We start from the raw sequence: 25,918 nt of genomic DNA, 5'->3' as shown, positions 1-25,918 counted from the left end.
GGCATGACAAGGGGCCCCGGAACCGACTCGGTTCCGGGGCCCCCGTATGTCTACGACACGTCAGATCTCGTACGTCACCCTCGGCGTAGCGAGTTCTACCGGGCCCCTGAACACCTCTCGGGCGTCGGCCAGGTTGACCTGGGGGTCGGTCCACGGGGGGATGTGGGTCAGGACCAGCTTGCGCGCGCCCGCGCGTTTCGCCGTCTCGCCCGCCTCGCGGCCGTTGAGGTGCAGGTCCGGGATGTTCTCCTTGCCGTGGGTGAACGCGGCCTCGCAGAGGAACAGGTCGGTGTTGCGGGCGAGTTGGTCCAGCGCGTCGCTGGTGCCGGTGTCCCCGGAGTACGTGAGTGACTTCCCGGCGTGTTCGATCCGGATGCCGTACGCCTCCACCGGGTGGCGCACGCGTTCGGTGTGGACGGTGAACGGGCCGATGTCGAAGGTGCTCGGCTTGACCGTGTGGAAGTCGAAGACCTCGCTCATGGAGGAGGCGGTGGGGGTGTCGGCGTACGCGGTGGTGAGGCGGTGTTCGGTGCCCTCGGGGCCGTAGACGGGGATCGGGTCGCAGCGCCCGCCCTCGTGGCGGTAGTACCGGGCGACGAAGTACGCGCACATGTCGATGCAGTGATCGGCGTGGAGATGGCTGAGAAAGATCGCGTCGAGGTCGTAGAGACCGCAGTGGCGCTGCAACTCACCAAGGGCACCGTTGCCCATGTCGAGGAGCAGCCGGAAGCCGTCGGCCTCTACGAGGTAGCTCGAACAGGCCGATTCCGCGGACGGGAACGACCCCGAGCAGCCGACGACGGTGAGCTTCATAAAGCAGAAACCTCCGCGGGCGGGGAGCGTCAAACAAAGGTGAACGGGGTTCTTGCGGTGCCTTCGAGCGTAAGGCGCAAAACCCCCTGTCGCTCCTCCGCCAAGGGCTGTTGTGGGCGAACTCACCTGTGCTGTCACCGGTTCGGCTGGACGCGAAGCACGGGTAGCGCGGGCGGCGCGGTGAGTGCGCCGGTACCGTTTCTGTATGGACACGTCATGGTGGCTCGCCCTGGCGGCCGTCGTGCTGCTCGCGCTGGTCGCGGCGCTGGTGGACGGCTGGGGGCGCGGGCATCGGCCGCCGAGGCGCGGGGGCAGGCCACCGGGGCGGGGCGAGGGGCCGAAGGGGCCACGGGGGCGGTCCGTACGGCCGCGGCCCGCGGAGATCTGGTGGGCGAACGTGCCCTTCGAGGACGGCCCCGGGGGCAAGGACCGGCCGTGTCTGGTGCTCGCGGTGCACGGTCGGCGTGTGACGGTCGCGAAGATCACCAGCAAGTACCACGACGAGCGGCCCGGAGTGATCCCGCTGCCGCCGGGTGCGGTGGGCGATACGCAGGGCCGGCCGAGTTTCCTGGAGACGGACGAGTTGCGGGTCGTGCATGTGGGGGAGTTCCGGCGCCGGGCGGGGGTGGTGGACCCGGCCCTGTGGGACCAGGTCCGACACCTCGCCTCGTGATGTGACGCTCGGCGGCCCCTCGGGGACCTACGCCCAGAGCTGGCCCTGCAGTGTCTCGATCGCTTCCTCTGTCGTGGCCGCCGTGTAGACGCCTGTCGAGAGGTATTTCCAGCCACCGTCGGCGACGACGAAGACGATGTCCGCGCTCTCGCCCGCCTTGACGGCCTTGTTGCCGACGCCGATCGCGGCGTGCAGTGCGGCGCCGGTGGAGACGCCCGCGAAGATGCCCTCCTGCTGGAGGAGTTCCCGGGTGCGGGTGACCGCGTCCGCCGAGCCGACGGAGAAGCGGGTGGTGAGGACGGAGGCGTCGTACAGCTCGGGTACGAAGCCCTCGTCGAGGTTGCGCAGGCCGTAGACCAGGTCGTCGTAGCGCGGCTCGGCGGCGACGATCTTCACGTCCGGCTTGTGCTCCCGGAGGTAGCGGCCGACGCCCATCAGGGTCCCGGTCGTGCCGAGGCCGGCGACGAAGTGGGTGATGGAGGGGAGGTCGGTGAGGATCTCCGGGCCGGTGCCGGCGTAGTGGGCGCCCGCGTTGTCCGGGTTGCCGTACTGGTAGAGCATCACCCAGTCCGGGTGCTCGGCGGCGAGTTCCTTGGCGACGCGTACGGCCGTGTTGGAGCCGCCGGCGGCAGGGCTGGGGATGATCTCGGCGCCCCACATGCCGAGCAGTTCGCGGCGTTCCTGCGAGGTGTTCTCGGGCATCACACAGACCATGCGGTAGCCCTTGAGCTTGGCGGCCATGGCGAGGGAGATGCCGGTGTTGCCCGAGGTGGGTTCGAGGATGGTGCAGCCGGGGGTGAGCCGGCCGTCCTTCTCGGCCTGCTCGATCATGTGCAGGGCGGGGCGGTCCTTGACCGAGCCGGTGGGGTTGCGGTCCTCCAGCTTCGCCCAGATCCGTACGTCGGCGGACGGCGACAGCCGCGGCAGGCGCACCAGGGGGGTGTTGCCTACCGCGGCCAGCGGCGAGTCGTAGCGCATGGGTGCAGGGGCCGATCAGGCCATGCCGCCGGCGACGGCCGGCAGGATGGTCACGGTGTCGCCGTCGGCGAGCTTGGTGTTGATGCCGTCGAGGAAGCGGACGTCCTCGTCGTTGAGGTAGACGTTGATGAAGCGGCGCAGCTTGCCGTCGTCCACGATGCGGGCCTGGACGCCCGTGTGCCGGGTTTCGAGGTCGGCGAAGAGCTCGGCGAGGGTCTCCCCGGCACCGGGGACGGCCTTCTCGCCGTCGGTGTAGGTGCGGAGGATGGTCGGGATGCGGACCTCGATGGCCATGACTCGGGGCTCCTGTCGGAAGTGGTAGGTCGATGAACGCGCGGCGGCGCGAAAAAGCAGGTTTGTGCTGGTCATGCGTGTGAGGCGCCGCGGCTCACGGCCGTACGGCGGCAGGGGGCAGCATCAACAGATGGCGCTGGCCAGCCTGCACAGGTCGACGTGCAGCCGCGCCACGAGCAGCGGGGTGCCCGGCGTCTTCTCGCTCACGTCGTAGGAAACCATGGGCTCATCGTATCGATTCCCGGTCCGGATCCCGGAGACCTGTCCCGCATTCTGGACATTTTCGGGCCGAAAGGTGAGACCACCAGGTCGCGGGCGGTCAGTACGCCTCTACGACGTTGACCTCTTCCTCGGTGACGACGCCCTCGACGATGCGGAACGAGCGGAATTGGAAGTCGCCGGCTCCGTCGGTGTCGCGGGTCGAGACGAGGACGTAGTGGGCCTGGGGTTCGTGGGCGTAGGAGATGTCGGTGCGGGACGGGTAGGCCTCGGTCATGGTGTGGGAGTGGTAGACGATCACCGCCTCCTCGTCGCGGTCCCACATCTCATCGTGCACCTTCTTGTGCTCGCCGCTGTCGAACTCGTAGAACGTCGGAGACCCGGCGGCGTTCAGCATCGGGATGAAGCGCTCGGGCCGGTCGGAGCCCTCCGGGCCCGCGATGACACCGCACGCCTCGTCCGGATGGTCCTTGCGCGCGTGGGCGACGATCTGGTCGACGAGGGTCTGGGTGATGGTCAGCATGCTGGCCAGGATAGACAGAGGGACCGTCCCGTACCGAGGGTTGGTACGGGACGGTCCACATGCCGGACGACGACCGCGTCAGGGAATCTCAGGGCGCCTCAGGGCAGCAGCGTGGCGACGAGGGTCTCCTGCAGGCCGCCCAGCCACAGGTACGCCATCACCATCGGCTTGCGCGGGTCCTCGTCCGGCAGCCGGTAGAGGAGGTCGGTGTCCTCCTCGTCGACGACGTCGAGCCGGGAGCCGATGGCCAGGCGCAGGTCGTTGAGGGTGCCCAGCCAGCGCTGGGACTCCTCGTGGGACAGCTTGAGCACCGCGCCCCCGTCACCGGCCGGCGTCAGCGCGTCCAGGGAGCGGATCACGGCGAGGGCGCTCTCGCGTTTGCCGGTGCGCAGGTCGTTCTCGGTGAAGCGGCGGAACTCGGCGGCGTGCTCGCGTTCCTCCTGTGCCTGCTCGGGCGAGGACGGTACGTCGACGGGGTCGCCGTAGGCGTCCGGGAACAGGCGGCGGAGGACCGGGTCGGAGGGCGGCTCGGTCGGACCCTCGGCGAACAGCTCGGCGAGCGGGTCGTCGGGGGCGTCCTCGGCGGCGCCGGGGCCGATCAGCTCGAGGAGCTGGACCGACAGCGACCGGATGATGGAGATCTCGACGTCGTCGAGGGCGACGGCCGCGCCGCCGCCGGGGAGCGGTTCGAATTGTCCTGGCATGAATAGAGTTCGCTGACTTCCGGTCCTGCGCGCTGGGTCGGGTTACTTCCGGTCCTGCTGGAGGGTGGCCCACAGGCCGTAGCCGTGCATGGCCTGCACGTCGCGTTCCATCTCCTCGCGGCTGCCGCTGGAGACGACCGCCCGGCCTTTGTGGTGGACGTCCTTCATGAGCTTGGTGGCCTTGTCCTTCGGGTAGCCGAAGTAGGACTGGAAGACGTAGGTCACATAGCTCATGAGGTTGACCGGGTCGTTGTGGACGATGGTGACCCAGGGGACGTCGGGCTCGGGTACGGCGAAGGTCTCCTCCGCCGACTCGGTTCGTTCGATCTCTACGGGAGCGGGTGACGTCACATGCCCATGCTGCCACCAGAAGGGGGTCACCGGCCAAATCACACCCGAACGCACCCCCGGTCGCACCCTCGTCACATCCGGAAATCGTCAAAGTGACGAGATGGGGGTAGCATCGCCTCTCATGAACACAGCGGAGCTTGGGCTGCCGGTGGACGTCCCCTCGACAGCGCTCTTCACGGATCACTACGAGCTGACGATGCTCCAGGCCGCCCTGCAGGCGGGTACCGCCGACCGGCGGTCGGTCTTCGAGGTCTTCACCCGGCGGCTGCCCGAGGGGCGCCGTTACGGCGTGGTCGCGGGTACCGGGCGGGTGCTCGACGCGGTGGAGAACTTCCGCTTCGACGCGGACGTCCTCGGTTTTCTGCGCGAGCGCCGGATCGTCGACGAGGCGACCCTGGAGTGGCTGGCCTCGTACCGGTTCGGCGGGGACGTCTGGGGCTATCCCGAGGGCGAGGTCTACTTCCCGGGCTCGCCGATCCTGCGGGTCGAGGGCTCCTTCGCGGAGTGCGTGCTGCTGGAGACGGTGATCCTGTCGATCCTCAACCACGACTCGGCGATCGCCGCGGCGGCGTCCCGGATGGCCTCGGCCGCCGGTGACCGCCCGCTGATCGAGATGGGCGCCCGGCGCACCCACGAGCTGGCCGCGGTGGCCGCCTCCCGCGCCGCGTACGTCGGCGGGTTCGCGACCACGTCCGACCTGGCCGCCGGTTTCCGTTACGGCATCCCGACCGTCGGGACGAGCGCCCACGCGTTCACCCTGCTGCACGACCGCGAGCGGGACGCCTTCCAGGCCCAGGTGGACTCGCTGGGCCGGAACACGACGCTACTGGTGGACACGTACGACGTCACGGAGGCGGTACGGGCCGCGGTGGAGGTCGCCGGGCCGGAGCTGGGCGCGGTGCGCATCGACTCGGGCGATCTGCTCCTGGTCGCGCACCGGGTGCGGCAGCAGCTGGACGCGCTGGGGGCCGAACGGACGCGGATCATCGTGACCTCGGACCTCGACGAGTACGCGATCGCCTCGCTGGCGGCGGCGCCGGTGGACGCGTACGGGGTCGGGACGCAGCTGGTGACGGGTTCCGGCCACCCCACCTGCTCCATGGTCTACAAACTGGTCGCCCGTGCCGAGTCGGCGGACCCGAAGGCTCCGCTGGTCCCGGTGGCGAAGAAGTCGAGCGGCGGCAAGACGTCGATCGGGGGCCGGAAGTGGGCGGCCCGGCGGCTCGACCGGGACGGGGTCGCGGAGGCCGAGGTGATCGGTACGGGACCGGTGCCGGGCGAACTGGCGGACCGGCAGCTGCTGGTGGAGCTCGTGAAGGGCGGCCAGGTGGTCGCCCGGGAGCCGCTGGATGTCGTACGGGACCGGCATGCCGTCGCGCGAGCGAACCTGCCGTTGTCGGCGACGCAGTTGTCGCGCGGGGAGGCCGTCATTCCGACGGAGTACATCCAGCTTGATTCCTGACACCCCGGGGCACAGGGGCAACGGGGGTTTTCGCGCACCGGTTGCCCCGGTTGCCCCGAATGCCCCCTCCCGAAGTGGAGCCGAAGTCTCTAGGCTCGGAAGTTCACATATTCACACCGGCAGTCGAAGGACACCGACCATGCGCCGCGCCTTGATCGTCGTAGACGTGCAGAACGACTTCTGCGAGGGAGGCAGTCTCGCGGTGGCCGGGGGTGCCGATGTCGCCGCCGCGATCACCGAGCTGATCGGGCAGGCCCCCGCCGGATACCGCCATGTCGTGGCGACCCGCGACCACCACATCGCCCCCGGCGGCCACTTCGCCGACAACCCCGACTTCCAGCACTCCTGGCCCGCGCACTGCGTGGCCGGCACGGAGGGTGTCGGCTTCCACCCGAACTTCGCCCCCGCGGTCGCCTCCGGCGCGATCGACGCCGTGTTCGACAAGGGCGCGTACGCGGCGGCCTACAGCGGTTTCGAGGGCGCCGACGAGAACGGCGTCGGCCTGGCCGAGTGGCTGCGGGCCCGCGAGATCGACGAGGTGGACGTGGTCGGCATCGCGACCGACCACTGCGTCCGCGCCACCGCCCTGGACGCGGCCCGCGAGGGCTTCCGCACCCAGGTCCTGCTGGACCTCACGGCCGGAGTGGCCGAGGGCACGACGGAACGGGCCCTGGAAGAACTGCGGGCGGCGGGCGTGGAACTGTCGGGCAAGCCGGTCGTTTGAGGGGCCCCTGCGCTCCGGACAGCTGCCCTGCACCGGCGCACGACGGCTCCCCTGCATAGACCCCGCTCGGCCTCCGGGCCGACATGGCCGAGGCCACGGCCGAAGGACGGGCCTGGAAAAACTACGAGCAGCGGGCGTGGACCTCTCCGGCAAGCCGGTCGTCTGACGGCCCCCTGCGCTCCGGTCAGCTGTCCTGGTTCAGCCACTTGCCGTCGCGCATCAGGGTCCGGCCGGTCATCTCCGGGACCGTCCCCCATGCCTGCAGTACCTCCGGGGTGATCTGGAACCAGACGTACGACGCGTGGTCCTCGCGCGGATCCCACCCTTCCTTCGCGGCGAAGCCGTCGCCCACCTCGGCGGGCAGCTCTTCGCGGGTCAGCATGTGGGCGGTGCCGTGGATCAGGACCACGTCGCGGGTGTGGCCGAAGCAGAGGCGGACCCGGCCCGTGGCGATCAGGTTGCGGCCGGTCGGGTTGGTGTCGCGGGTGGCCAGCCACACCGACTCGCCGTCCCAGAAGTAGGAGAGCGGGACGAGGCACGGCTCGCCGCCGGCGTCGGCGGTGGCGACCCAGACGTCGATGTCCTTCGCGAGGCGTTCGAGCGCCTCGCGCTTGCGCTGCTCGGGGCTGCGGGGGCCTTCGGGGTGGGCGTCGTCAGCTGCTGTCATGTGGCGAGGCTATGGCGTACGCCGGACGGTCACATCCGACGGCGGGACTAGGTCGCAGGACGGGGGACCACCCGCCGGAGCGACACCCCCGGGCATCGGGGCCCCGCTTCCCCTTGCCGTTGAGTCGCCGTCACACCCGCGCCGACCGCGCCACCGTCCGCACCGGCCGCGCCACCGTCCGCACCCGTGCCGACCGCGCCAGCGTCCGCACCGGACCCCGGGGCGCCGGCACCCCGATGCCCTCGGGCGGCCGTCACGCCCCTGCCAGCCGCGCCGCTCACACCCGTGCCGTCGGCCTCCGTAGCAACGACCTGATCGGATGCCACAGCTCCGTGCGCTCCGGGACGGACGGGACGCTGTTGTCGGGGGCCGTACGCCATATCAGCCCGTCGGGGTGGTGCAGGACCGCCGTGATCTCGTCCGGGGTGGGCGGGGCCGCGTTGCCCCGGAGGTACACCGCTCGCAGGCCCAGGTTGCGCAGGCGGGTCAGTGCCCTGGCGCGGTTCTGGGCCAGCACCAGGACACGTACGTCGTCCAGGCACACGCCTGTCGGCCTGCCCGTCGGAGCGGCGGGGCTGGGCAGGTTCAACGCCACCACCACGCTGCCACTGGGCAGCTTGCAGAAACCTCCTGCGGCCATGCGGTCACACCCCCCGTGGGACTCGGTGTCAATAAGAAAGCCACAGGAGGCACCTAAACACGATCGGCCGCGACCCGCCAGGGGGTCACGGCCGATCATGCTCTGACCTGCAGTTATACGAATTACTTCCCTGCGGGGCTCACCTGGATGGAGATCGTGGAGCCGTCCTTGGCCTGCTTGACGATCTTGATCTTGGTGTTGGTGTCAGTGATCTTCACACCCGCCAGCGGGGTCGCCGCGTCGTAGTACGTGGAGGTGCGGTCGTTGAAGACCGGCACGCCCTTCTGGGAGGCGACCTTCGTGAGCACGTCCGCCTTGTGCAGCCGGAGCGCGTCCGTGCGGTACAGGCTGAAGGGTGAGTCGTAGGACTGGATGCGGTTGCGCATCAGCGTGCCGTCCGCCCACTTCAGCGGGGTCGGGTGCGCGTCCACCGGAAGGATCTTGCCGAGGCCCGGGTGGGCGGTGACGTTGTTGTCCTTCTGGGAGGTGTCCCACTTCCAGATCAACAGGCCGGTCTGGTACGGGAAGTGCTCGACCCACGCCGGACGGGTCGTCGCGAAGCCGAAGTTGTACGGGCCGACCTTGAGGGTCTTGTCGTACGACACGTACTGGCGGTTCTCCGCGATGTAGTACTGCGGGTAGGTGTCCGTGAAGGACGCGCCGATGCGCGAGAAACCCTTCGACTTCCAGGCGGCGTCCGCGCTCTCCGCGTTGTCGGCGAAGAGGGTGGAACCGTCGGCGGTGACGGTGATCTCATCGGCCGCGAAGCCCGTCTGGGAGACACCGCTGTCGGACGAGTAGCGGAAGCGCAGGTCGAACTTCTGGCCCGCGTAGGCGTCCAGCGGGTACACCAGCTTCTTGTACGCGTCGAGCGTGCCGGTGAGCGCCGGCCGGCCGCTGCCGTCGCGCGGGATCGCCGCGCCGTCGACGGTGCCGTCCAGGGGCGTCCAGGTGGCGCCGCCGTTGGTGGAGACCTCGGTGTACACGTAGTCGTAGTCGGCCTCGACGTCGTACCAGCCGTCCAGGGTGAGGGCGGCCGAGGACTTGCCGGTGAGGTCGACCGGACGGGTCAGCGTGTTGTTGAGGTTGTTGTCGCTGCCGCTCCACCACTGGGTCGCGCCCTGCGCCGGGGTGACGACCTCGGTGGTGACCGTCTTGTTCGGCAGCTGGACGACGACCGCCTGCGCGTTCTTCGTGTTGTACTCGGCGACGCCCAGCTTGTGGTTCGACTTCTTCCCGGCCTTCGCCGTGTCGTAGTCGAGCCAGCCCAGCTGGAGCTTGTCCCAGGCGGTCATGTCACCGGGCAGGTTGCCGATGTTGTCGCCGCCGGTGCCCAGCCAGGAGCCGGACGACATCAGGGTCCAGTAACCGGTCGAGTTCTCACCGGTGTTGGTGGTGTCGTAGTGGTCCGGCAGACCGAGGTCGTGGCCGTACTCGTGGGCGAAGACACCGAGTCCGCCGTTCTCGGGCTGGACGGTGTAGTCGCCGACCCAGATGCCGGTGTCACCGATCTGCGCGCCGCCGAGCAGGTTGTTCGCGGGGCCGCTGGTGCCCTTGTCGGTGCCGAAGGCGTACGAGCGGTGCGCCCAGATGGCGTCCTCGCCCTGTGCGCCGCCGCCGGCGGACTCGTCCTCACCGGCGTGCACGATCTGGAAGTGGTCGATGTAGCCGTCGGGCTCGTTGAAGTTGCCGTCGGCGTCGAAGTCGTAGCGGTCCCACTGGTCGTACGCGGCCAGCTGGGTCTTGATCGCCGCGTCGGTCGCGCCGGCTGCCTTCTGCGCCGCGACCCACGCGTTGACCCCGTCCTGCACCGCGAACCATGCGCAGTTGTCGGGGTCGCAACTGTTGGAACCGTAACGGGCCTCGTTGTAGGGCACCTTCACCCAGTCCGAGACCGTGCCCTCGATCGAGTAGCGGCCCGAGGACTGCTTCTCGTAGTACTTCTTCATCGACTCGACGTTCTTGCCGGTGCCGAAGTAGAGCTCTTTGAAGTGCTTGGTGTTGTAGTCCGCCTGCCAGGCCGTGCTGTTGTCCTGGGTGCGGTCCGGCGCGGCGATCTGGTTGTGCAGCGGGCCGGGCGTGCCGCCGTAGCGGGCGTCGATCTGGTCGCCGAACTCGACGAGGATCGTGAAGATCTTGTCGGTCCGCTCGCGGCCGAGTTCGACGTACTTGCCCTTGCCCTTGCCGCTCTTGAGCTGCACCACCTGCGAGCCGTTGCGGCTCTTGGCCGTGGCCTCGCCGGAGATGACCTGCCTGAGGGCCTCCTCGCGCTGGGCCTCCTGGGTCTGGCTGAGCGGACCGTCGAGGTCGTGCTCGGCGTGCTGCCGCTCCGCCGGGTCATGGCGGTTGGCAGCGGGTACGGCTGAAGCGCCCTTGCCGGAGCCCGAGTCGGCCTCGGCTATGGCGAAGGTGGAGAAGGTGGCGGCGGCTGTGGCGAGTGCCACTCCGACGGCCGCCGTTCTGAACGTCCAGGGTCTGCTGGTCACTTGAGGTCCTCCCCCGCGCCCGTCCGCGCGGATGGGGGGTTCCTGGTTCGGAAGCTGTCCGCGCGCGGTATACGCGTGTAGTCAAGTGACGTAATTTGACTAGAGGTTTAGAAGAAAAGACAGATCTTGACTTGGACAGGTCAAATGCATTACCGGCGCGCGGGCGCGTCCAGCTGCTGGACGTCATGACTCCGTGCGCCCCCTGTGCTCCGGCGCCGTGGGTTAGGTCACGCTTACCGCGCGTTCCAGTCGGGCATGCACGCGATTAGAGTCGGTTGGTGGAACGCCGGTTGTCCGGTGGAAAGCCAGGTCGACACGCTCCCCTCACCCCCGAATCCAACGAGGACTCGATTGCCATGCCTCGTCCGACTGCGCCTCGCCCGACCGTCGCACAGCTCGCCTACGGTTCGTGCACCGTGATTCTCTCGACGCTCGCCATGCTGCTGCTGTCCCAGACGAGTTCGGGCCCGGGGGTCGCGCTGATCGCCCTCGTGGGGCTCGTGTTGGGACTCCTCGTCGCCATGACCGTGCCCCGGCCCGGTCGGACCAGGACCACCTCACAGGTCGTCGCCTCGTCGGCCACCGCCGCCGCCACCGCCACGGCACCGCAACGCGAACGCGTCCCGGTACAGGCTTCGGCGCAACAGGACTGAACCGCCCCCTCTGCTGCCCCATACGCCAACAGCGGTTGGGTGGGGCCTGCGTGACGCAGGCCCCACCCAACCGCTGTTGCGTTCCCCGGAGTCGACCAGCCCACGAGCAGCCGCGATCAACCCGCCATCAGCCCGTACTGACCACCACCGTCTTGGCCGCCTTGTCGTGCAGCCCCTGCTTGTACGGCTTGTCGAAGAAGCTCCAGCCGCCCGCGATCGCCGTCCAGATGCAGGCGCAGCAGAACGCGAACGGGATCCACAGCACGAGCGACCGGACGAACACGGTCTGCGCGGAGGGCGTGTCGCCGTTGTCGAGGTTGGCCAGCCGCAGCCGGAGCCACCGCTTCCCGAGCGTCTGCCCGGTCCGGGACATCAGGATCGTGTCGTACGCGATGTAGAGCACGGCGGCGATGAGCGACTGGCCGGCCGAGCGGCCGTAGTTGATGTCGTCGCTGTCGACGTCGTACTCGTGGACGTTGAATCCCCAGGTCAGCAGCCATACGACGATACCGACGAGGATGATGTCGATGATCCGCGCGATCACGCGCCGAGCGCCGTCCGCGAGCGGGGGCATACCGGCGAGGGGGTCTGCGGCCCCGCCGTAGGGATCACCGCCGCCGCCTCCGTAGGGCGAGCCGCCGGCGGGGCGGCCTGAGCCGGCGTAGGGATCGCCGCCGCCTTCGGGTGGCGTGCCGCCGGCGGCCGGGCTCGAGTTGTCGTACGGATCGCCCGCGCCGTACGACGGGGGCGGTTGCCGCTTCTTGAACGGGTCGTCGTCGTCCGGTGGCTGCTGACCGGCGCCGGGGGGCGGTTCGCTGCTCATGGCCCGAGTCGACCGTGAACCGCCCGGCTCCGCATCCGGCGAGCGGCCGTCCGGGGTAACCCGGTCGGCGTTGGCTCGAGGTCAGCCCGCCACGAACGTGTGTGCCGCCTTGTCGTGCCAGGCCTGGCGCCACGGGCGGTCGAACAGGCACCACAGGACGCCCACGACACCGATGCCGAGCAGCCCCGGGACGCAGTAGACGAGCCAGCGGCGCAGGGCCGCGCCGAACGACGGTGGCTCGTGGCCCTCGATGTCCTGGACCTCGAGACCGACCAGCTTCTTGCCTAGGGTGCGGCCCCACTTGGCGGTGGGCCATGCCTCGGACAGGACCCCGGCGAGCAGCAGTACAGCCAGCACGATGCCCAGGTAGAGGCCGGTCGTGCCGTCCAGCAGCCATACGGTCACGGTCTCGCCGGACAGCTTGGCCTCGTCGATCTTGCCGTTGATGTGGTCGACGGCCATGGTGCCCAGCGGTACGGCGGCCACGGCGGTCAGGGCGCCGAGGACCAGGGTGTCCACGAGGCGTGCCACCAGCCGCTTGCCGAGGCCCGCCGGACGGGCCGCCGCCCGACGGCGGGCGGCGGCCTGGAACACGTCCTCGACGGGCGGCTTCCAGGGCGCGACGCGCGGTTCCCCGCCCTCGTCGGCTCCGGCCGGGCGGGGTGCCATGGCCCAGGAGGGCTGGCCGCCACCGGGGGTGCCGGGGGCCATGGGCGCGCCGGTGCCGGGGGTGTTCTGCTGGGGGACGGCCGGGGTGGCGGGCAGCAGGGCCGGGTTGGCGCCCTGGGCCGCCGCCGCGCGGGCCGCCGCGGCCTTGCCGGCGCCGAACCCGCGGCCCTGCGCGGGTGCCGGTGCGGGTGTGGCCGCGGGTGCCGTGACCGGGCCCTGCGCGCCCTCGGGCGAGCTGGTGCTCCCCGGCTGCGCGCCGCCCGCCCCGCCCTCGCGCCCCGTGCGCGGGGTCGGCGCACGGAAGGTCATGGTGCCCTCGGAGGGCACGGGGCCACGGGTGCCGGGAACGCCTTGTTCGGCGCCGGTGGCGGCCGGGCCCGGGATGGGCCGGCGGAACACGAACGTGCCCGACTCGGGCACGTCACCGGCGCCACCGGAGTCCGGCTCCACCGGCGGAATCGTCGCCGAACCGTCCGTACGGGCCGACCACCCGTCCGGCTGAACCGGGGACTCGCTCGCGGCCCTGGGGTCGGGCGTCCTCGGGTCGGCGGCCGGTGCCGGGGAGCCCCAGGAGATCTGGCGGTCGCGATTGCCGCCGAAGCCGGACTGATGGGAGCGGTCGGCGCCCCAGGCGGACGCCGGTTCGGGCCGGCTGCCGTGCTGGGCCTCGGCCGGGGTCGCCCGGCGCGGCTCGGCGGCCGGCGCCTGCGACGGTGACTGCGGGTCCTCGTCGAAGAAGTGCGGCCCGGTCTCCTCGACCCGCGCCGCGACGGACGCGCCGTCGGACGGCGCCGGCCGGCTGGTGCCCGGCACCCAGGAGGAGCCGTTCCAGAACCGGACATATCCAGGAATGGACGGGTCCGGGTAATACCCTTCGCTGGGCCTGTCGTCACCGGGGGCCGGGGTTGGGGCGCTCATGTCCGTCGTCCCGTATCTGCTCGGGGGTCATTTGGGGTGCCCCACATCTATCAGACCGGCGCACACCCTATTACCCCTCCGGCCGTACCTACTCCGTTCGTGACAGCTTCTGCCATCTGTCGCGACGGCTCCGACACCGTCCGACATCGTTCGCGAAAAAACTTCTCCGAAAAATCTCTCCGAACCCGCGTAATGCTGACGCCTCCCCGCGCTCTCTCCTCGTACGGGCCCGATGCGGGCCTGCCGCAAACGAGAGGAAGTGCCCGCCATGACTCACGCCATGAACACCGTGGTGGAACGGGAACTGGAGTTGAAGCTCATCCTGTCGCCGGAGCGGAGCATCCCCGTCCCCGCCCGCCTCACCTACCGCACCAACGATCCGTTCGCCGTCCACATCGCCTTCCACATCAGCTCCGACAACCCCGTGAACTGGACGTTCGCCCGTGAACTCCTCGTCGAGGGGGTGTTCAGGCCGTGCGGTCACGGTGACGTGCGGGTATGGCCGACGAAGGTCGAGGGGCGCAGTGTCGTCCTGATGGCGCTGAGTTCACCCGGCGGGGACGCCCTCCTTGAGGCGCCCACCGCCCAGGTGTCGGCATGGCTCGAGCGCACGCTGCGGGCGGTCCCGCCCGGCACCGAGGCCGATCAGCTCGGCATCGACGACGGCCTCGCCGAGCTGCTCGCCCCCACCGCGGGCTGTACCGACGACCTGTGGCTGCGCGACCCGTGGCCGTCGGACGAGTCCCAGGACGGAGAGGGGTACGTGTGACGTACCCGGATGGTCGTCAGAACAGCTTGCCCGGGTTCAGGAGGCCCAGCGGGTCGAAGGCCGCCTTCACCGCCCGCTGCATCTCCACGCCCACCGGGCCCAGCTCGCGCGCCAGCCACTCCTTCTTGAGGATGCCGACGCCGTGCTCCCCGGTGATCGTGCCGCCGAGTTCCAGGCCGAGGGCCATGATCTCGTCGAAGGACTCGCGGGCCCGCCGGGACTCGTCGGGGTCCTGGGCGTCGAAGCAGACGGTGGGGTGGGTGTTGCCGTCGCCTGCGTGGGCGCAGACGCCGATGGTCAGCTGGTACTTCTCGGCGATGTGCTCGACCCCCTCCAGCAGCTCACCGAGCCGCGACCGGGGTACGCACACGTCGTCGATCATCGTCGTGCCCTTGACCGCCTCGAGCGCGACAAGGCACAACCGCCGTGCCTGGAGGAGGAGTTCGGACTCGGCGGCGTCGTCGGCGGGGACCACCTCGGTGGCCCCGGCCGTCTCGCAGAGCGCGCCGACGGCGGCCAGGTCGGCGGCGGGGTCGTGGGTGTCGAAGGCGCAGAGCAGAAGGGCCTCGGTGGTCTCCGGGAGCCCCATGTTGGCCAGGTCGTTGACGGCCTTGACGGTCGTACGGTCCATCAGTTCGAGGAGGGACGGCACATGACCGCCCTCCATGATCCGGCACACGGCGTCGCACGCGGCGGCGGCCGAGGGGAACTCGGCGGCGAGGACCAGCTGCTGGGGCGGCTGCGGCTTCAGCGCCAGCACCGCCCGTACGACGATGCCGAGCGAGCCCTCCGAGCCCACGAACAGCCGGGTGAGGTCGTATCCGGCGACACCCTTCGCGGTGCGCCGCCCGGTCGACATGAGCCGCCCGTCGGCCAGGACGACGTCCAGGCCGAGGACGTACTCCGCCGTGACGCCGTACTTCACGCAGCACAGCCCGCCGGACGCGGTGCCGATGTTGCCGCCGATCGTGCACATCTCCCAGCTGGAGGGGTCCGGCGGGTAGTACAGGCCGTGTTCGTTGACCGCGCGGGAGAGGGTGGCGTTGATGACGCCGGGCTCGACGACGGCGATGCGGTCGACCGGGTTGATCTCCAGGATCCGGTCCATCTTCACGAGCGACAGCACGATGCAGCCCTCGGACGCGTTGGCCCCGCCCGACAGTCCGGTACGGGCGCCCTGCGGGACGACCGGGACGCGCAGTTCGGTGGCGACACGCATGACGTGCTGGACCTGCTCGACGGTGCGCGGCAGGACCACGACGGCCGGGGTGCCCGCCGCGCAGAAGCTCGCCATGTCGTTGGCGTAGGCGGCGGTGACATCGGGATCGGTGAGCACGGCCTCGGCCGGCAGCTCCGCGAGGAGCCGGTCCGTGAGGTTGCCCTGGGCTTCGTCGGGTGCGGCTTGGATACGGCTCATGATCACAGCGTCGCACCCCGGGGCCATCGGTGTGAACCCCGTCAGCGAGGAGCATTCGGTACGGGAATCCGGTCGTCGTACTGACGCACAGTGAGCGCCATGGAGATGGAGAGAGTCCGTGCCCGTGTCCGCGCCCGTGCCGGTGTTCGTGCCGGTGCTCGTGCCCGTGTTCGTGTCCTCCCGCGCCCGCTGACCGCCGTACTCGCGGGGTGTGCGGCACTCGGCGGCGCGCTGATGCTGCTGCCCCCGGACCGCCCCGCCCAGGCCCCGGCCTCTGGTCCGGCGGCCCGCGCGGCACGGGCGGTGACCGCCGGGGCACCGGCCGTGCTGCCCGACCTGACGGCGTTCATCGGCGACCGCGAGGCGTTCGTACGCACCCATGTGGGTGACGGGCAGGCCTGGGCGCAGCTCGGGGCGGCCTATGTGGAGCGCGGGCGGCGGACGGCGGACCCCCTGGACTTCCCGAGGGCGGAACGGGCGCTGCGTACCTCGCTGAACGTGCGGTCGGCGGACAAAGTGGAGGGGCTGGGCGGGATGGCGGCGCTGGCGAACGCGCGCCGTGACTTCCCGGCCGCGCGGAAGTGGGGCGAGGCGGCGGTGCGTCAGGCGCCGCAGCGCTGGACGTCGTATCCGGCGCTGCTCGACGCGTACACGGGCCTCGGTGACTACAAGGCGGTGCGGGGGACGCTGGAGCGGCTGCGGGAGCTGCGTTCCGGGGCGGCGGTGCCTGCGGTGCTGGCGCGGGCGGCGGGTGTGTACCGGGACCAGGGCCGGCGCGAGGACGCGCAGGCGGCTCTGGCGGACGCGGCGGCGCGGGCCAGGACCGCAGCCGAGGAGGCCGAATGGCAGTACCGGGCAGGCGAGTTGGCGTGGGAGCGAGGTGAACCGGCGGACGCACTGAGGCACTTCAAGGCGGCCCGGCGTCTCGATCCCGCGCTGGGCTCCGCACGGGCGGGCGAGGGACGGGCGTTGGCCGCGTTGGGCCGTTCGACGGAGGCCCTCGGCGCCTACCGGTCGGCGCTCGCGAGACAGCCGTCGCCGCAATTCATGCTGGAACTGGGCGAGTTGTACGACTCCCTAGGCCGGTCGGCGGAGGCTCGGGCTCAGTACGCGGCACTGCGGACGCGGGTCGCGAAGGATCAAACCGCCGGTGTGGACGGGGAGTTGCTGCTCGGCCGCTTCGAGGCGGACCACGGGGACGCGGCGTCGGCGGTACGGCGGCTGAGGGCGGAGTGGGCGCGGCAGCCGGGCCTCGAGGTCGCGGACGCGCTGGGCTGGGCGTTGCACCGGGCGGGCAAGGACGCGGAGGCGCTCGACTGGGCGAAGCGGGCGACCGACAAGGAGCACGGCGGCGAGGTGCGCAGCGCGCCGTACGCGTACCACCGGGGCATGATCGAGAGGGAGTTGGGGCTCACGGGTCCCGCACGCCGGCATCTGGAGGAGGCGTTGCGGATCAACCCGTACTTCTCGCAGGCGGGGGTACGGGTGGCGAAGGAGGCGCTGGAGGCAATGGACGCGCTGGGCGAGCCGGTGGTGTCCGGCCCGCCCGACTGACGCCCTGAGGCCGCCAGTTGCTACCCCGTGGGTTACAGGTTGCCGCGCTTGTCCTGCTCCCGTTCGATCGCCTCGAAGAGGGCCTTGAAGTTGCCCTTGCCGAAGCCCATCGAGCCGTGGCGTTCGATGATCTCGAAGAAGACGGTCGGCTTGTCCTGGACCGGCTTGGTGAAGATCTGGAGCAGATAGCCGTCCTCGTCACGGTCGGCGAGGATCTTCAGCTCGCGGAGGGTGTCGATCGGGACGCGGGTGTCGCCGACCCACTCCCCCAGGGTGTCGTAGTACGAGTCGGGGGTGTCGAGGAACTGGACCCCGGCCGCCCGCATGGTCCGTACGGTCTCGACGATGTCGTTCGAGTTGAGCGCGATGTGCTGGACGCCGGCGCCCCCGTAGAACTCCAGATACTCGTCGATCTGGGACTTCTTCTTGGCGAGGGCGGGCTCGTTGATCGGGAACTTGACCTTGAGGGTGCCGTCGGCGACGACCTTCGACATCAGCGCGCTGTACTCGGTGGCGATGTCGTCGCCCACGAACTCCTTCATGTTCGTGAAACCCATGACCTTGTTGTAGAAGCCGACCCATTCGTCCATGTGGCCGAGTTCGACGTTGCCCACACAGTGGTCGATCGCCTGGAAGGTGCGCCGGGCGGGCGGTTCGACCATCGGAGCGGCGGCGGCGAACCCCGGGAGGTAGGGGCCGTCGTACCCCGTGCGCTCGACGAGGGTGTGCCGGGTCTGGCCGTACGTGGCGATCACGGCGAGTACGACCGTGCCGTGCTCGTCCTTCAGCTCGTACGGCTCGGCCAGGGAGTGGGCGCCGTGCTCGACGGCGTACGTGTACGCGGCGCGGGCGTCCGGGACCTCGATGGCGAGGTCGACGACGCCGTCACCGTGCTCGGCCACATGTCCGGCCAGGAAGTGGCCCCAGGTGGTGGCCGGCTTGACGACGGAGGTGAACACGAACCGGGCGGAGCCGTTCTCCAGGACGTACGACGCCGTCTCACGGCTGCCCGTCTCCGGCCCGGAGTAGGCGACGAGCCGCATGCCGAAGGCCGTGGAGTAGTAGTGCGCCGCCTGCTTGGCGTTGCCCACGGCGAAGACGACCGCGTCCATTCCCTTGACCGGGAAGGGGTCTGCCTGCCGCGCGGTGTCGGGAGTGAGGTGTGTGGTCTGCGTCATAACGGCAGCCTCGCCCCGGCACGGCAAGATGCGCAACAGTTTGCGCTGGAGCTGGACATTCTGCTCAGCTGCTTGGGCGTGTGGCCGCGCTTTCTGTACAGGATGACCAGGGATGACCAGGAGCGAGTGGGGCTGTTGTGGCGATCGACGAGTTGGACGGACGGATCATCGTGCTGCTCGCGCGGGAACCGCGGATCGGCGTACTGGAGATGTCCCGGCGGCTGGGGGTGGCTCGGGGGACGGCGCAGGCGCGTCTCGACCGGCTCCAGTCGAACGGCGTCATCCGGGGGTTCGGGCCGCAGGTGGACCCGGCGGCCCTCGGCTACCCGGTCACCGCCTTCGCGACGCTCCAGATCCGCCAGGGGCAGGGGCGGGACGTACGGGCCCACCTGGCATCGGTCCCGGAGGTGCTGGAACTGCTCACGACCACCGGCAACGGGGACATGCTGTGCCGGCTGGTGGCCCGTTCGAACGCGGATCTCCAGCGGGTGATCGACCGGGTGGTGGGTATCGACGGCATCGTCCGGGCGGCGACGGCGATCGTCATGGAGAACCCGGTTCCACTGCGGATCATCCCGCTGGTGGAACAGGCGGCGTCGGAGCACGACGGCGACTGAGTCGATGAAGGGGGCCCGCGAACAGCCCTTCCAAAGAACTGCTTGCAAAGAAATCCTTGCAACCATTCCTTTGCAACGCTATCTTTGGACACATGCCGGAGCAGCAGCCTGAGATCCCCGAGAAACTGACCCCCCACGTCCTCAACGCCCGTTCACTGCGCGGTCTCGCGCACCCTCTGCGGATGCAGCTGCTGACGGCGCTGCGTCGCGGCGGGCCCGCCACCGCCTCCCAACTGGCCGCGAAACTGGGCGAGTCGAGCGGCGCGACCAGCTATCACCTGCGCCAGCTCGCCGCGCACGGCTTCGTCGAGGACGCGCCCGAGCACGGCAAGGGGCGGGAGCGCTGGTGGCGGGCCGCCCACGAGGGCGTGGAGTTCGACGACGCCCTGCTCAAGGACCCCGACCCGGCTGTCCGGGGCGCCGCCGACCTGTTCATCCACGAGGTCGCGAACACCCACACCCGGGAGATCTCGACCTGGCTGGGCAACCCGAACGACTGGTCCGACGCCTGGAAGCGGTCCTCGGACCTGAGTGACATGACGCTACGGCTGACACCCGAGACCGCCCTCGAGCTGATCCACCGGATGCACGAACTCGTCGACAGCTACCGCGCCCACGCCCCGGCCGAAGGCACCCCGGAGGCCGAGACGGTACGCGTCCACACCCATGTCTTCCCGTCCCACACGAGCTGAGAGGCCGACGCCGATGAACCCCGAGTCCTACCTCGCCGCCCACCACCTCCACGCCGCCGACCTCCGCGCCGAGGCCGACGCCCACCGCCTCGCCCTCGCGGCCAAGCACCCCTCACAGGACCTGCGCACCCGAGTCGGCTGGACCCTCGTAGAACTCGGCCTGCGCCTGGCATCGGCACCGCCGAGCCCCCGAATCGCCTGAGACCGGGCCCCGGTCTCGGGTGCCGGGCCGCGACGCGGGGCCGCGGCGACACCGCCCACTCTGCGCCGGGCACCCGCCCACGCTCTCGCCACCCAGCACCCCCGCAAGACCGGCACACCCCCGCCGGCCGGACCCCCTAAGGGTCGACCCGCACCCGACCTCCGCACCGCCGAGGCCCCGCATCACCTGAAACCGGCCCACGGCTCCAGGTCCAGCGTGCCGGGCCACAGCACAGGACCGCAGCGACACCCACCCGCCCTACGGCGGGGACCCGCCCACGCTCTCGCCACCCAGCACCCCCGCAAGACCGGCACACCCGCGCCGGTCGAACCCCCGTAAGGGTCGACCCGCACCCGACCTCCGCACCGCCAAGGCCCCGCATCACCTGAAACCGGCCCACGGCTCCAGGTCCAGCGTGCCGGGCCACAGCACAGGACCGCAGCGACACCCGCCCCCTCTACAGCGGTCACCCACCCACGCTCTCACCACCCAGCGCACCCCGCTAGACCGGCACACCCCCGCCGGCCGGACCCCCTAAGGGTCGACCCGCACCCGACCTCCGCACCGCCGAGGCACCGCATCACCTGAAACCGGCCCACGGCTCCAGGTCCAGCGTGCCGGGCCACAGCACAGGACCGCAGCGACACCCACCCGCCCTACAGCGCTCACCCACCCACGCTCTCACCACAGCACCCCCAAGACCGGCACACCCCCGCCAGCCGGACCCCCTAAGGGTCGACCCGCTCCCGACCTCCGCACCGCCGAGGCACCGGATCGCCTGAAGCCGGCCCGGCGGATCGTGCCGCAGGTGTGAGGGTGCGGCGGCATCGCCGCTGCGCAGAGGAGCCCGGCTGCGGGGAGCGACGCCCTCCCCCGCTCGATGCCGCTCGCCCGGAGTGCTCAGCGTCCCTGGCTGCGCCCTCCTCCGACTGTGGCCGGACGCACCAAGCCCTGAACACCCACCCGCAGTCCGGCGCCCGTCCCCGACCCGAACCCGAAACCCGCCTCAGCCCTGCCAGGCAGGCTCCCGCTCAGCTGGACCGCGGTCGCGCGCTCGACTCCCGTACCACCAACGGCGGGTCCACCTCGTGCAGGACTCGTTCCGTCGAGCCGGGGTTCGTGATCTCGTCGACCAGCAGGTCGATGCCCTCCGTGGCCACCGAGTCGAAGTCCTGCGCCACCGTCGTCAGCGCGGGCTGCTGGAAGCGGGCGGCCGGGATGTCGTCCATGCCGACGACGCTCACATCGTCCGGAACCCGGCGGCCCCGCTCGTGCAGCGCCCTGACCAGGCCGATCGCCATGTCGTCGTTCGCCACGAAGACCGCGGTCATCGCCTCGTCGTCCGCCAGTCGCAGGCCCGCCTCGTAACCGCTCGCGCAGGACCAGTCCCCCTCGACGGGCTCGGCCACCGGCAGGCCCGCCTCGTTCAGCGCCGAGCGCCAGCCGTCCGCACGGTCACGGGACGCCCACCACTGACCCGGCCCCGACACATGCCTGATCTCGGTGTGCCCGAGGTCGATGAGGTGCCGGGTCGCCACATACCCGCTTCGGTCCGACTTCTCCGCCGAGCGGATCCGCCGCGCCGCGACCAGACCGGGAAAGCGCCCGATGGTGAGGATGGGCACGTCCAGCCAGACCTTGACGGGGCTTCCCTCGTCGATCGCCTCCGACAGCACGATGCCGTCGACACCCTGTTCGAGCAGGCTGTCGATGGCCTCGGCCGTGCTGTGCTCGTCGTCCTCGGTGGTGTGGGCGACGCTCACCGAGTAGCCGAGCCGCCGCGCCGAGCGCTCTATCGCGACGAGCATGGTCGTGGGCCCGTAGAGGCGGGCGCCGAGCGAGATCACGCCCAGCCTGCGGCTCCGGCCCGAGGTGAGGCTGCGCGCCGCGCCGTTGGGGCGGTACCCGAGCTGCTGGGCCGCCCGCAGCACCCGCTCCCGGAGCTCCTCACGGACGTACGGCTCGTTGTTCATGACCCGCGACACGGTCTTCTGGGAGACACCGGCGAGCCGCGCGACATCGGTGCTCGTCGCCGGTGGCCGTGAGACGCCGTCACGACTCTGGGTGCCAGCCACCGAAGCTCCCTCTTTCTCAGACTGCGCTGTCAGAAAACCGCCGTGATCAGTGTGCGGGTCAACACTCGGAATCGTCAATCCAAGCCGTAATCCCCAGGAAACAGCTGTGACACAAGTATTGACGGCGACTCGATCCGGGCCACAGAATCCGGCCTGACTACGCAGTCATGCGTGGGGTCGGGGCACAGTGATCGGAGCGGTAATGCGGAGAACGCAGAGTAGAGGAAAGCCGGCGAAGGCGCTGGGAAGTCTCGTCGCGGCCGGCGCCCTGCTGGCCATACCCATGGCCAGTGCGCAGGCCTACAACCCGACCGGCGGGATCCTCTACCAGCTCGGCAACGAGCCGTGTCTCAAGGGCCGGGGCAACTGCGCGATCTACCCGAAGTCGGCACAGCTGCCGAGCGGGCGGCTGGTCGCGGCGTTCGAGAAGGCCACCGTCGTGACGGCGACGGGCAGCGCCGACCGGGAGACCCTCCCCGTCTACAAGAGCGACGACAACGGAACGTCGTGGCAGCCGCTCTCCGAGGTCAAGGCACCCGCGTACCTCTCCAGTGATCCCCAGTACGCCAAGTACAAGAGCAACTGGACGAACCCCTACCTGTACGCGCTCCCGCAGGACGTCGGCAACCTCAAGGCGGGCACGCTGCTCCTGGCGAGTGTCGTGTCGGGCGACGACGCCTACTACAAGGAGCACAAGGCGGCCGACCCGAACTGGACGCCGTCCAACGACGGCGACCGCAGCGACGTGGCGATCGCCCTGTTCTCGAGCACCGACGACGGCGCGACATGGAAGGTCGAGAACGTCGTCGCGACGGGTGGCTGGCAGGGCGGCAGCGCGGGCGCGGTCGGCCAGAACATCGCCGCCGCGAACACCAACAAGCAGGTCGACCCCGTCTGGGAGCCGTACCTGATGGTCCACAAGGGCCAGCTCGTCTGCTACTACTCCGACGAGAACGACTACACCGGCTACAACGCGACCACCGGCGTCCCCACCCTGGACCCCGCGAACGCCACCGCCACGGACTCGCACGGCCAGATCCTCGCCCACAAGACCTGGAACGGCCGGTCGACGACGCAGTGGAGCGCCCCCGTCGTCGACGTCGCGGGACTGACCGACGACATGGGTGGCGGCAAGACGGAGATCGGCGGCGGCCGGCCCGGCATGGCCAACGTCGTCCGGACGACGGACGGCAAGTGGCTTCTCCCGTACGAGTACTGGGGCGGCGGAGTCAACACGCGGTACGTGCTCGCCAACGACCCGCTGAAGTTCTTCCTCGGCTCCTCGGGCAACCCGGTCACCTCGCTGCCGGTCGACACCGGTTCGCGGGCGCCGGCCACGGGTGGCAGTCCGGTCATCATCCAGCTTCCCGGTGGGCGGCTGGTCTACAACGCCAGTAACAGCGGCAGCGTCTGGGTCAACGAGAGCGGGCGCAGCGACGGCCGCTGGAAGGAGTACCAGACGACCTCGCCGGGTGCCTACAGCCGCAGCCTGCAGTATGTGGAGGGCACCGGCCGCGTCTCGATCCTCAACAACCAGGGCACCTCGACACTCGCGTTCGCGGAAGTCGACCTGGGCAAGTCGGCCGGCGCCTACTACCAGTTGGTGAACCGGAAGACCGACCAGGTGATCGGCACCGGGAACCACACCAACGACGCGAACCTCGGCAACGCGGACGTGCCCGACGTCGCGCTGGAGACGCCTGGATCGGCGGCGAACCCGGACACCCAGTACTGGCATGTGGTGACCGAGCCTGGCGGCGGTACGACCCTGCTGAACAAGTCCGGCGGTCGCGCGGCGGCCATCTGGACCGGGAACGCGACGGTCGGCCAGCGCATCGGGCAGTGGGTCGACAACAGCGCCACGGGCAGCTGGAACCTGGTCAAGACGGACGACGGCTTCTACAAGCTGCAGTCGGCCAAGAACACGGCCCTGTACCTGACCGGCGCGTCCGCGGGGGCACCGCTGACCTTGCAGAACGCGGCTACGGATGGTTCACAGGACTGGGAGTTGGTCAGGTGAGGTGAGGCGGGGGTCAGGGGCGGGGGGCGGTGCTGAGCTAACAGCTCGGCACCGCCCCCCGCCCCGTCTCCAACGCCACCAACGACCCCACCGCGCCCTTGAGCGACGTGACCGGAATCAACCGCAGCCCTTTCGGCAGCTCCGACTTCGCGTCCGAGCACTCCGCCTTGGGCACCAGGAAGACGGTCGCCCCGTCACGACGCGCGGCCTGCGTCTTCAGCCCCACCCCACCCACCGCCCCGACCGTTCCGTCCGCGTCGATCGTCCCCGTACCGGCGATGGTGCGGCCCCCGGTCAGGTCGCCGCCCTTGCCGTCGCCGTCGAGCTTGTCGACGACGCCGAGGGAGAAGAGGAGCCCGGCACTGGGCCCGCCGACGTCGGCGAGCTCGAGGCTGACCTTGATCTTGCCGGAGTCCTCGTCCAGGTATTTCAGGGCGGCCTCGGCCGCCGCGTCCTGCGACTCCTTCATCTCGGCCGCGTTGTGCTCCTCGATCTCCTTGGTGCTGTTCCCGCTCGGGTAGACCGAGTCGCGCGGCATCACGGCCTGGTCGCTGCGGAACCAGCCGTCGAGTACGTCCCCGAGGCTCACGTGGGCGTCGGGGCCAGTGGCCTCGATCGTCGTCATCCGGAGCTCGCCGGTGGTCTTGCGGGTGGTCGCGCCGGTGATGGTGATGACCGGGTCGCCCGCGTTGGCGCCGAGCACGTTCGCCGTCATACCGGGCTGCGCCACGGAGAACGGCAGCGGCGCGAGGGCCGCCGTGGCGAGAAGGGCCACGACGGGCAGAGCACAGACGGCGACGGCCCGGGGGCGCGTGAGGCGAGAGAGCACGAGGTCAATCTAACGCGGGGCCATTTTCCGGCCGGGGTCGGCCGCCCTGGCCCTGACCTTCAAGGGGCCCGGGGGTCCGCGAGGCCCACCGCTCAGCACAACCCCTCGTACGGCCCCAAGCCGCACCCGGCCACCGAGCAGCAGCCCGCCTCAGTCCCCAAGGCCCGCCCGGCGGGCCACCGCTCAGCGCAGCGCCTCGGACACCTCGCGGGCCGCGTCCATGACACGCGGCCCCACCCGCTCCGGCACCGCGTCGGCGAGCATCACCACCCCGACGCTCCCCTCGACTCCCGTCACCCCGATGAGCGGCGCGGCCGCCCCGCTCGCGCCGGCCTCCAGCTCGCCGTGGGTGAGGGTGTATCCGGGGTCGGTGGGGGGCTGCTGCCGGGCCGAGAGGATGGCCTTGCCGGCCGCGCCGCGCTCCAAGGGGTGGCGGAAACCGGCCCGGTAGGCCACGTGGTAGTCGGTCCAGGTCGGCTCGACGACGGCCACGGCGAGCGCCTCCGTCCCGTCGACCAGGGTCAGGTGGGCGGTCGCGCCTATGTCCTCGGCCAGCGATCTGAGCGCGGGCAGCGCCGCCTCCCGTACGAGGGGATGCACCTGCCGCCCGAGTCGCAGTACCCCCAGCCCGACGCGGGCCCGGCCGCCCAGGTCGCGGCGTACGAGCGCGTGCTGTTCCAGGGTGGCCAGCAGGCGGTACACGACGGTCCGGTTCACGCCGAGCCGGGTCGACAGCTCGGTCACGGTCAGACCGTGGTCGGTGTCGGCGAGCAGCTTGAGGACGCGCAGTCCCCGGTCGAGCGTCTGGGAGGTCTCCGCGGTCACGACGCCCACTCCTTCACGTGGTGAGGTCGGCAACTCCCTGGCGGCGGATGCGTCGCCGGTCCCGTTGGCGACGCGCGTCAGAGGCGGCCGATCGGCGGCGGCCGGGGCTGTCCCGGACACGGTCGCTTCACGACTGCGCTCCG

Annotated in this window: 27 protein-coding genes; 10 read left to right on the top strand and 17 right to left on the bottom strand. The window is 70.5% G+C overall.

All coding sequences use genetic code 11. From position 1 onward, the window contains the following. Positions 1-60: 60 nt before the first annotated feature. Positions 61-813 (bottom strand): MBL fold metallo-hydrolase, encoded by a 753-nt coding sequence (locus PV396_RS21430; RefSeq protein WP_319206820.1) that lies wholly within the window; start codon positions 811-813, stop codon positions 61-63. Positions 814-1,018: 205 nt separating this feature from the next. On the opposite strand from PV396_RS21430, the gene PV396_RS21425 reads away from it, so the two are divergent. Continuing rightward, the gene (locus tag PV396_RS21425; RefSeq protein ID WP_319206818.1) at positions 1,019-1,486 is read left to right on the top strand and encodes a type II toxin-antitoxin system PemK/MazF family toxin; all 468 of its coding nucleotides are present in this window, start codon (positions 1,019-1,021) and stop codon (positions 1,484-1,486) included. A gap of 27 nt (positions 1,487-1,513) precedes the next feature. On the opposite strand, the gene PV396_RS21420 is transcribed toward PV396_RS21425, so the two are convergent. The 6 genes from PV396_RS21420 to clpS form a co-directional block, all read right to left on the bottom strand. Then, a complete protein-coding gene (locus tag PV396_RS21420) occupies positions 1,514-2,464 on the bottom strand; it encodes a cysteine synthase (protein ID WP_319206817.1) in 951 nt (316 codons plus the stop codon). A gap of 15 nt (positions 2,465-2,479) precedes the next feature. After that, entirely contained in the window at positions 2,480-2,758 is a 279-nt protein-coding gene (locus PV396_RS21415; protein ID WP_319206814.1) for a MoaD/ThiS family protein, read from the bottom strand. A 123-nt stretch (positions 2,759-2,881) separates the two neighbouring features. After that, positions 2,882-2,980, bottom strand: coding sequence for a putative leader peptide (locus tag PV396_RS21410; protein WP_107090850.1), 99 nt, complete (start codon positions 2,978-2,980; stop codon positions 2,882-2,884). Positions 2,981-3,077: 97 nt separating this feature from the next. After that, positions 3,078-3,500, bottom strand: a complete 423-nt coding sequence (locus tag PV396_RS21405; protein ID WP_319206810.1) for a M67 family metallopeptidase — start codon at positions 3,498-3,500, stop codon at positions 3,078-3,080. A gap of 98 nt (positions 3,501-3,598) precedes the next feature. After that, positions 3,599-4,204, bottom strand: a complete 606-nt coding sequence (locus tag PV396_RS21400) for a DUF2017 domain-containing protein (RefSeq protein WP_319206808.1) — start codon at positions 4,202-4,204, stop codon at positions 3,599-3,601. Positions 4,205-4,246: 42 nt separating this feature from the next. Continuing rightward, positions 4,247-4,555, bottom strand: a complete 309-nt coding sequence (gene clpS / locus PV396_RS21395; RefSeq protein WP_319206805.1) for an ATP-dependent Clp protease adapter ClpS — start codon at positions 4,553-4,555, stop codon at positions 4,247-4,249. Between the two features lie 121 nt (positions 4,556-4,676). Between clpS and PV396_RS21390 the strand changes: the two genes are divergently transcribed. Both PV396_RS21390 and PV396_RS21385 read left to right on the top strand, forming a co-directional pair. Continuing rightward, positions 4,677-6,017, top strand: coding sequence for a nicotinate phosphoribosyltransferase (locus PV396_RS21390; RefSeq protein WP_319206803.1), 1,341 nt, complete (start codon positions 4,677-4,679; stop codon positions 6,015-6,017). A 139-nt stretch (positions 6,018-6,156) separates the two neighbouring features. Next, on the top strand, positions 6,157-6,741 hold the full coding sequence (locus PV396_RS21385) for a nicotinamidase (RefSeq protein WP_319206801.1): 585 nt from the start codon (positions 6,157-6,159) through the stop codon (positions 6,739-6,741). Positions 6,742-6,925: 184 nt separating this feature from the next. On the opposite strand, the gene PV396_RS21380 is transcribed toward PV396_RS21385, so the two are convergent. The 3 genes from PV396_RS21380 to PV396_RS21370 form a co-directional block, all read right to left on the bottom strand. After that, positions 6,926-7,408, bottom strand: a complete 483-nt coding sequence (locus PV396_RS21380) for a pyridoxamine 5'-phosphate oxidase family protein (protein WP_319206799.1) — start codon at positions 7,406-7,408, stop codon at positions 6,926-6,928. Positions 7,409-7,685: 277 nt separating this feature from the next. Continuing rightward, positions 7,686-8,048: a hypothetical protein gene (locus PV396_RS21375; RefSeq protein ID WP_319206797.1), complete on the bottom strand. Its 363-nt coding sequence runs from the start codon at positions 8,046-8,048 to the stop codon at positions 7,686-7,688. Positions 8,049-8,170: 122 nt separating this feature from the next. Beyond that, positions 8,171-10,534: an immune inhibitor A domain-containing protein gene (locus tag PV396_RS21370; protein ID WP_319206795.1), complete on the bottom strand. Its 2,364-nt coding sequence runs from the start codon at positions 10,532-10,534 to the stop codon at positions 8,171-8,173. Positions 10,535-10,890: 356 nt separating this feature from the next. On the opposite strand from PV396_RS21370, the gene PV396_RS21365 reads away from it, so the two are divergent. Then, on the top strand, positions 10,891-11,187 hold the full coding sequence (locus PV396_RS21365; protein WP_319206794.1) for a hypothetical protein: 297 nt from the start codon (positions 10,891-10,893) through the stop codon (positions 11,185-11,187). Positions 11,188-11,314: 127 nt separating this feature from the next. Here the strand turns inward: PV396_RS21365 and PV396_RS21360 are convergent, their stop codons facing one another. Further along, a complete protein-coding gene (locus PV396_RS21360) occupies positions 11,315-12,010 on the bottom strand; it encodes an RDD family protein (protein WP_319206793.1) in 696 nt (231 codons plus the stop codon). 81 nt (positions 12,011-12,091) lie between these two features. Beyond that, entirely contained in the window at positions 12,092-13,597 is a 1,506-nt protein-coding gene (locus PV396_RS21355; RefSeq protein ID WP_319206792.1) for an RDD family protein, read from the bottom strand. A gap of 280 nt (positions 13,598-13,877) precedes the next feature. On the opposite strand from PV396_RS21355, the gene PV396_RS21350 reads away from it, so the two are divergent. Then, a complete protein-coding gene (locus PV396_RS21350) occupies positions 13,878-14,366 on the top strand; it encodes an SsgA family sporulation/cell division regulator (RefSeq protein WP_319207382.1) in 489 nt (162 codons plus the stop codon). Positions 14,367-14,382: 16 nt separating this feature from the next. Here PV396_RS21350 and PV396_RS21345 read toward each other — a convergent pair whose 3' ends face one another. Then, a complete protein-coding gene (locus tag PV396_RS21345; protein ID WP_319206791.1) occupies positions 14,383-15,789 on the bottom strand; it encodes an FAD-binding oxidoreductase in 1,407 nt (468 codons plus the stop codon). A gap of 93 nt (positions 15,790-15,882) precedes the next feature. On the opposite strand from PV396_RS21345, the gene PV396_RS21340 reads away from it, so the two are divergent. Beyond that, a complete protein-coding gene (locus PV396_RS21340; RefSeq protein WP_319206789.1) occupies positions 15,883-17,337 on the top strand; it encodes a tetratricopeptide repeat protein in 1,455 nt (484 codons plus the stop codon). Positions 17,338-17,369: 32 nt separating this feature from the next. Here the strand turns inward: PV396_RS21340 and hppD are convergent, their stop codons facing one another. Then, positions 17,370-18,515 (bottom strand): 4-hydroxyphenylpyruvate dioxygenase, encoded by a 1,146-nt coding sequence (gene hppD / locus PV396_RS21335; RefSeq protein ID WP_319206787.1) that lies wholly within the window; start codon positions 18,513-18,515, stop codon positions 17,370-17,372. A gap of 137 nt (positions 18,516-18,652) precedes the next feature. Between hppD and PV396_RS21330 the strand changes: the two genes are divergently transcribed. From PV396_RS21330 to PV396_RS21320, 3 genes are all read left to right on the top strand, one after another. Then, on the top strand, positions 18,653-19,132 hold the full coding sequence (locus tag PV396_RS21330; RefSeq protein WP_319206785.1) for an Lrp/AsnC family transcriptional regulator: 480 nt from the start codon (positions 18,653-18,655) through the stop codon (positions 19,130-19,132). 92 nt (positions 19,133-19,224) lie between these two features. Next, positions 19,225-19,824 (top strand): metalloregulator ArsR/SmtB family transcription factor, encoded by a 600-nt coding sequence (locus PV396_RS21325; protein WP_319206783.1) that lies wholly within the window; start codon positions 19,225-19,227, stop codon positions 19,822-19,824. Positions 19,825-19,837: 13 nt separating this feature from the next. Next, positions 19,838-20,026, top strand: a complete 189-nt coding sequence (locus PV396_RS21320) for a hypothetical protein (RefSeq protein WP_319206781.1) — start codon at positions 19,838-19,840, stop codon at positions 20,024-20,026. Positions 20,027-21,057: 1,031 nt separating this feature from the next. Here the strand turns inward: PV396_RS21320 and PV396_RS21315 are convergent. After that, positions 21,058-22,101, bottom strand: coding sequence for a LacI family DNA-binding transcriptional regulator (locus PV396_RS21315; protein WP_319206779.1), 1,044 nt, complete (start codon positions 22,099-22,101; stop codon positions 21,058-21,060). 202 nt (positions 22,102-22,303) lie between these two features. On the opposite strand from PV396_RS21315, the gene PV396_RS21310 reads away from it, so the two are divergent. Further along, positions 22,304-24,121: an RICIN domain-containing protein gene (locus tag PV396_RS21310; protein ID WP_319206777.1), complete on the top strand. Its 1,818-nt coding sequence runs from the start codon at positions 22,304-22,306 to the stop codon at positions 24,119-24,121. A gap of 37 nt (positions 24,122-24,158) precedes the next feature. Here PV396_RS21310 and PV396_RS21305 read toward each other — a convergent pair whose 3' ends face one another. Further along, positions 24,159-24,950, bottom strand: coding sequence for a S16 family serine protease (locus PV396_RS21305; protein ID WP_319206776.1), 792 nt, complete (start codon positions 24,948-24,950; stop codon positions 24,159-24,161). A 183-nt stretch (positions 24,951-25,133) separates the two neighbouring features. Beyond that, positions 25,134-25,775 carry an IclR family transcriptional regulator gene (locus PV396_RS21300; protein ID WP_319206773.1) on the bottom strand — a complete coding sequence of 214 codons (642 nt, stop codon included), beginning with the start codon at positions 25,773-25,775 and terminating at the stop codon, positions 25,134-25,136. Between the last annotated feature and the right edge of the window lie 143 nt (positions 25,776-25,918).

The sequence above is a fragment of the Streptomyces sp. ME02-8801-2C genome (assembly GCF_033793965.1).
Classification (GTDB): Bacteria; Actinomycetota; Actinomycetes; order Streptomycetales; family Streptomycetaceae; genus Streptomyces.
This window is presented reverse-complemented; position numbering and strand designations above follow the sequence as displayed.

Bases quoted from the DNA above. Each gene is read 5' to 3' on its own strand.
- PV396_RS21365 (WP_319206794.1), top strand. From the start codon at position 10,891: ATGCCTCGTCCGACTGCGCCTCGCCCGACCGTCGCACAGCTCGCCTAC.
- PV396_RS21360 (WP_319206793.1), bottom strand. From the start codon at position 12,010: ATGAGCAGCGAACCGCCCCCCGGCGCCGGTCAGCAGCCACCGGACGAC.
- PV396_RS21385 (WP_319206801.1), top strand. From the start codon at position 6,157: ATGCGCCGCGCCTTGATCGTCGTAGACGTGCAGAACGACTTCTGCGAG.
- PV396_RS21350 (WP_319207382.1), top strand. From the start codon at position 13,878: ATGAACACCGTGGTGGAACGGGAACTGGAGTTGAAGCTCATCCTGTCG.
- PV396_RS21340 (WP_319206789.1), top strand. From the start codon at position 15,883: ATGGAGATGGAGAGAGTCCGTGCCCGTGTCCGCGCCCGTGCCGGTGTT.
- PV396_RS21400 (WP_319206808.1), bottom strand. From the start codon at position 4,204: ATGCCAGGACAATTCGAACCGCTCCCCGGCGGCGGCGCGGCCGTCGCC.
- PV396_RS21310 (WP_319206777.1), top strand. From the start codon at position 22,304: ATGCGGAGAACGCAGAGTAGAGGAAAGCCGGCGAAGGCGCTGGGAAGT.
- PV396_RS21380 (WP_319206799.1), bottom strand. From the start codon at position 7,408: ATGACAGCAGCTGACGACGCCCACCCCGAAGGCCCCCGCAGCCCCGAG.
- hppD (WP_319206787.1), bottom strand. From the start codon at position 18,515: ATGACGCAGACCACACACCTCACTCCCGACACCGCGCGGCAGGCAGAC.
- PV396_RS21425 (WP_319206818.1), top strand. From the start codon at position 1,019: ATGGACACGTCATGGTGGCTCGCCCTGGCGGCCGTCGTGCTGCTCGCG.
- PV396_RS21430 (WP_319206820.1), bottom strand. From the start codon at position 813: ATGAAGCTCACCGTCGTCGGCTGCTCGGGGTCGTTCCCGTCCGCGGAA.
- PV396_RS21410 (WP_107090850.1), bottom strand. From the start codon at position 2,980: ATGGTTTCCTACGACGTGAGCGAGAAGACGCCGGGCACCCCGCTGCTC.
- PV396_RS21375 (WP_319206797.1), bottom strand. From the start codon at position 8,048: ATGGCCGCAGGAGGTTTCTGCAAGCTGCCCAGTGGCAGCGTGGTGGTG.
- PV396_RS21390 (WP_319206803.1), top strand. From the start codon at position 4,677: ATGAACACAGCGGAGCTTGGGCTGCCGGTGGACGTCCCCTCGACAGCG.
- PV396_RS21415 (WP_319206814.1), bottom strand. From the start codon at position 2,758: ATGGCCATCGAGGTCCGCATCCCGACCATCCTCCGCACCTACACCGAC.
- PV396_RS21420 (WP_319206817.1), bottom strand. From the start codon at position 2,464: ATGCGCTACGACTCGCCGCTGGCCGCGGTAGGCAACACCCCCCTGGTG.
- PV396_RS21325 (WP_319206783.1), top strand. From the start codon at position 19,225: ATGCCGGAGCAGCAGCCTGAGATCCCCGAGAAACTGACCCCCCACGTC.
- PV396_RS21355 (WP_319206792.1), bottom strand. From the start codon at position 13,597: ATGAGCGCCCCAACCCCGGCCCCCGGTGACGACAGGCCCAGCGAAGGG.
- PV396_RS21320 (WP_319206781.1), top strand. From the start codon at position 19,838: ATGAACCCCGAGTCCTACCTCGCCGCCCACCACCTCCACGCCGCCGAC.
- PV396_RS21405 (WP_319206810.1), bottom strand. From the start codon at position 3,500: ATGCTGACCATCACCCAGACCCTCGTCGACCAGATCGTCGCCCACGCG.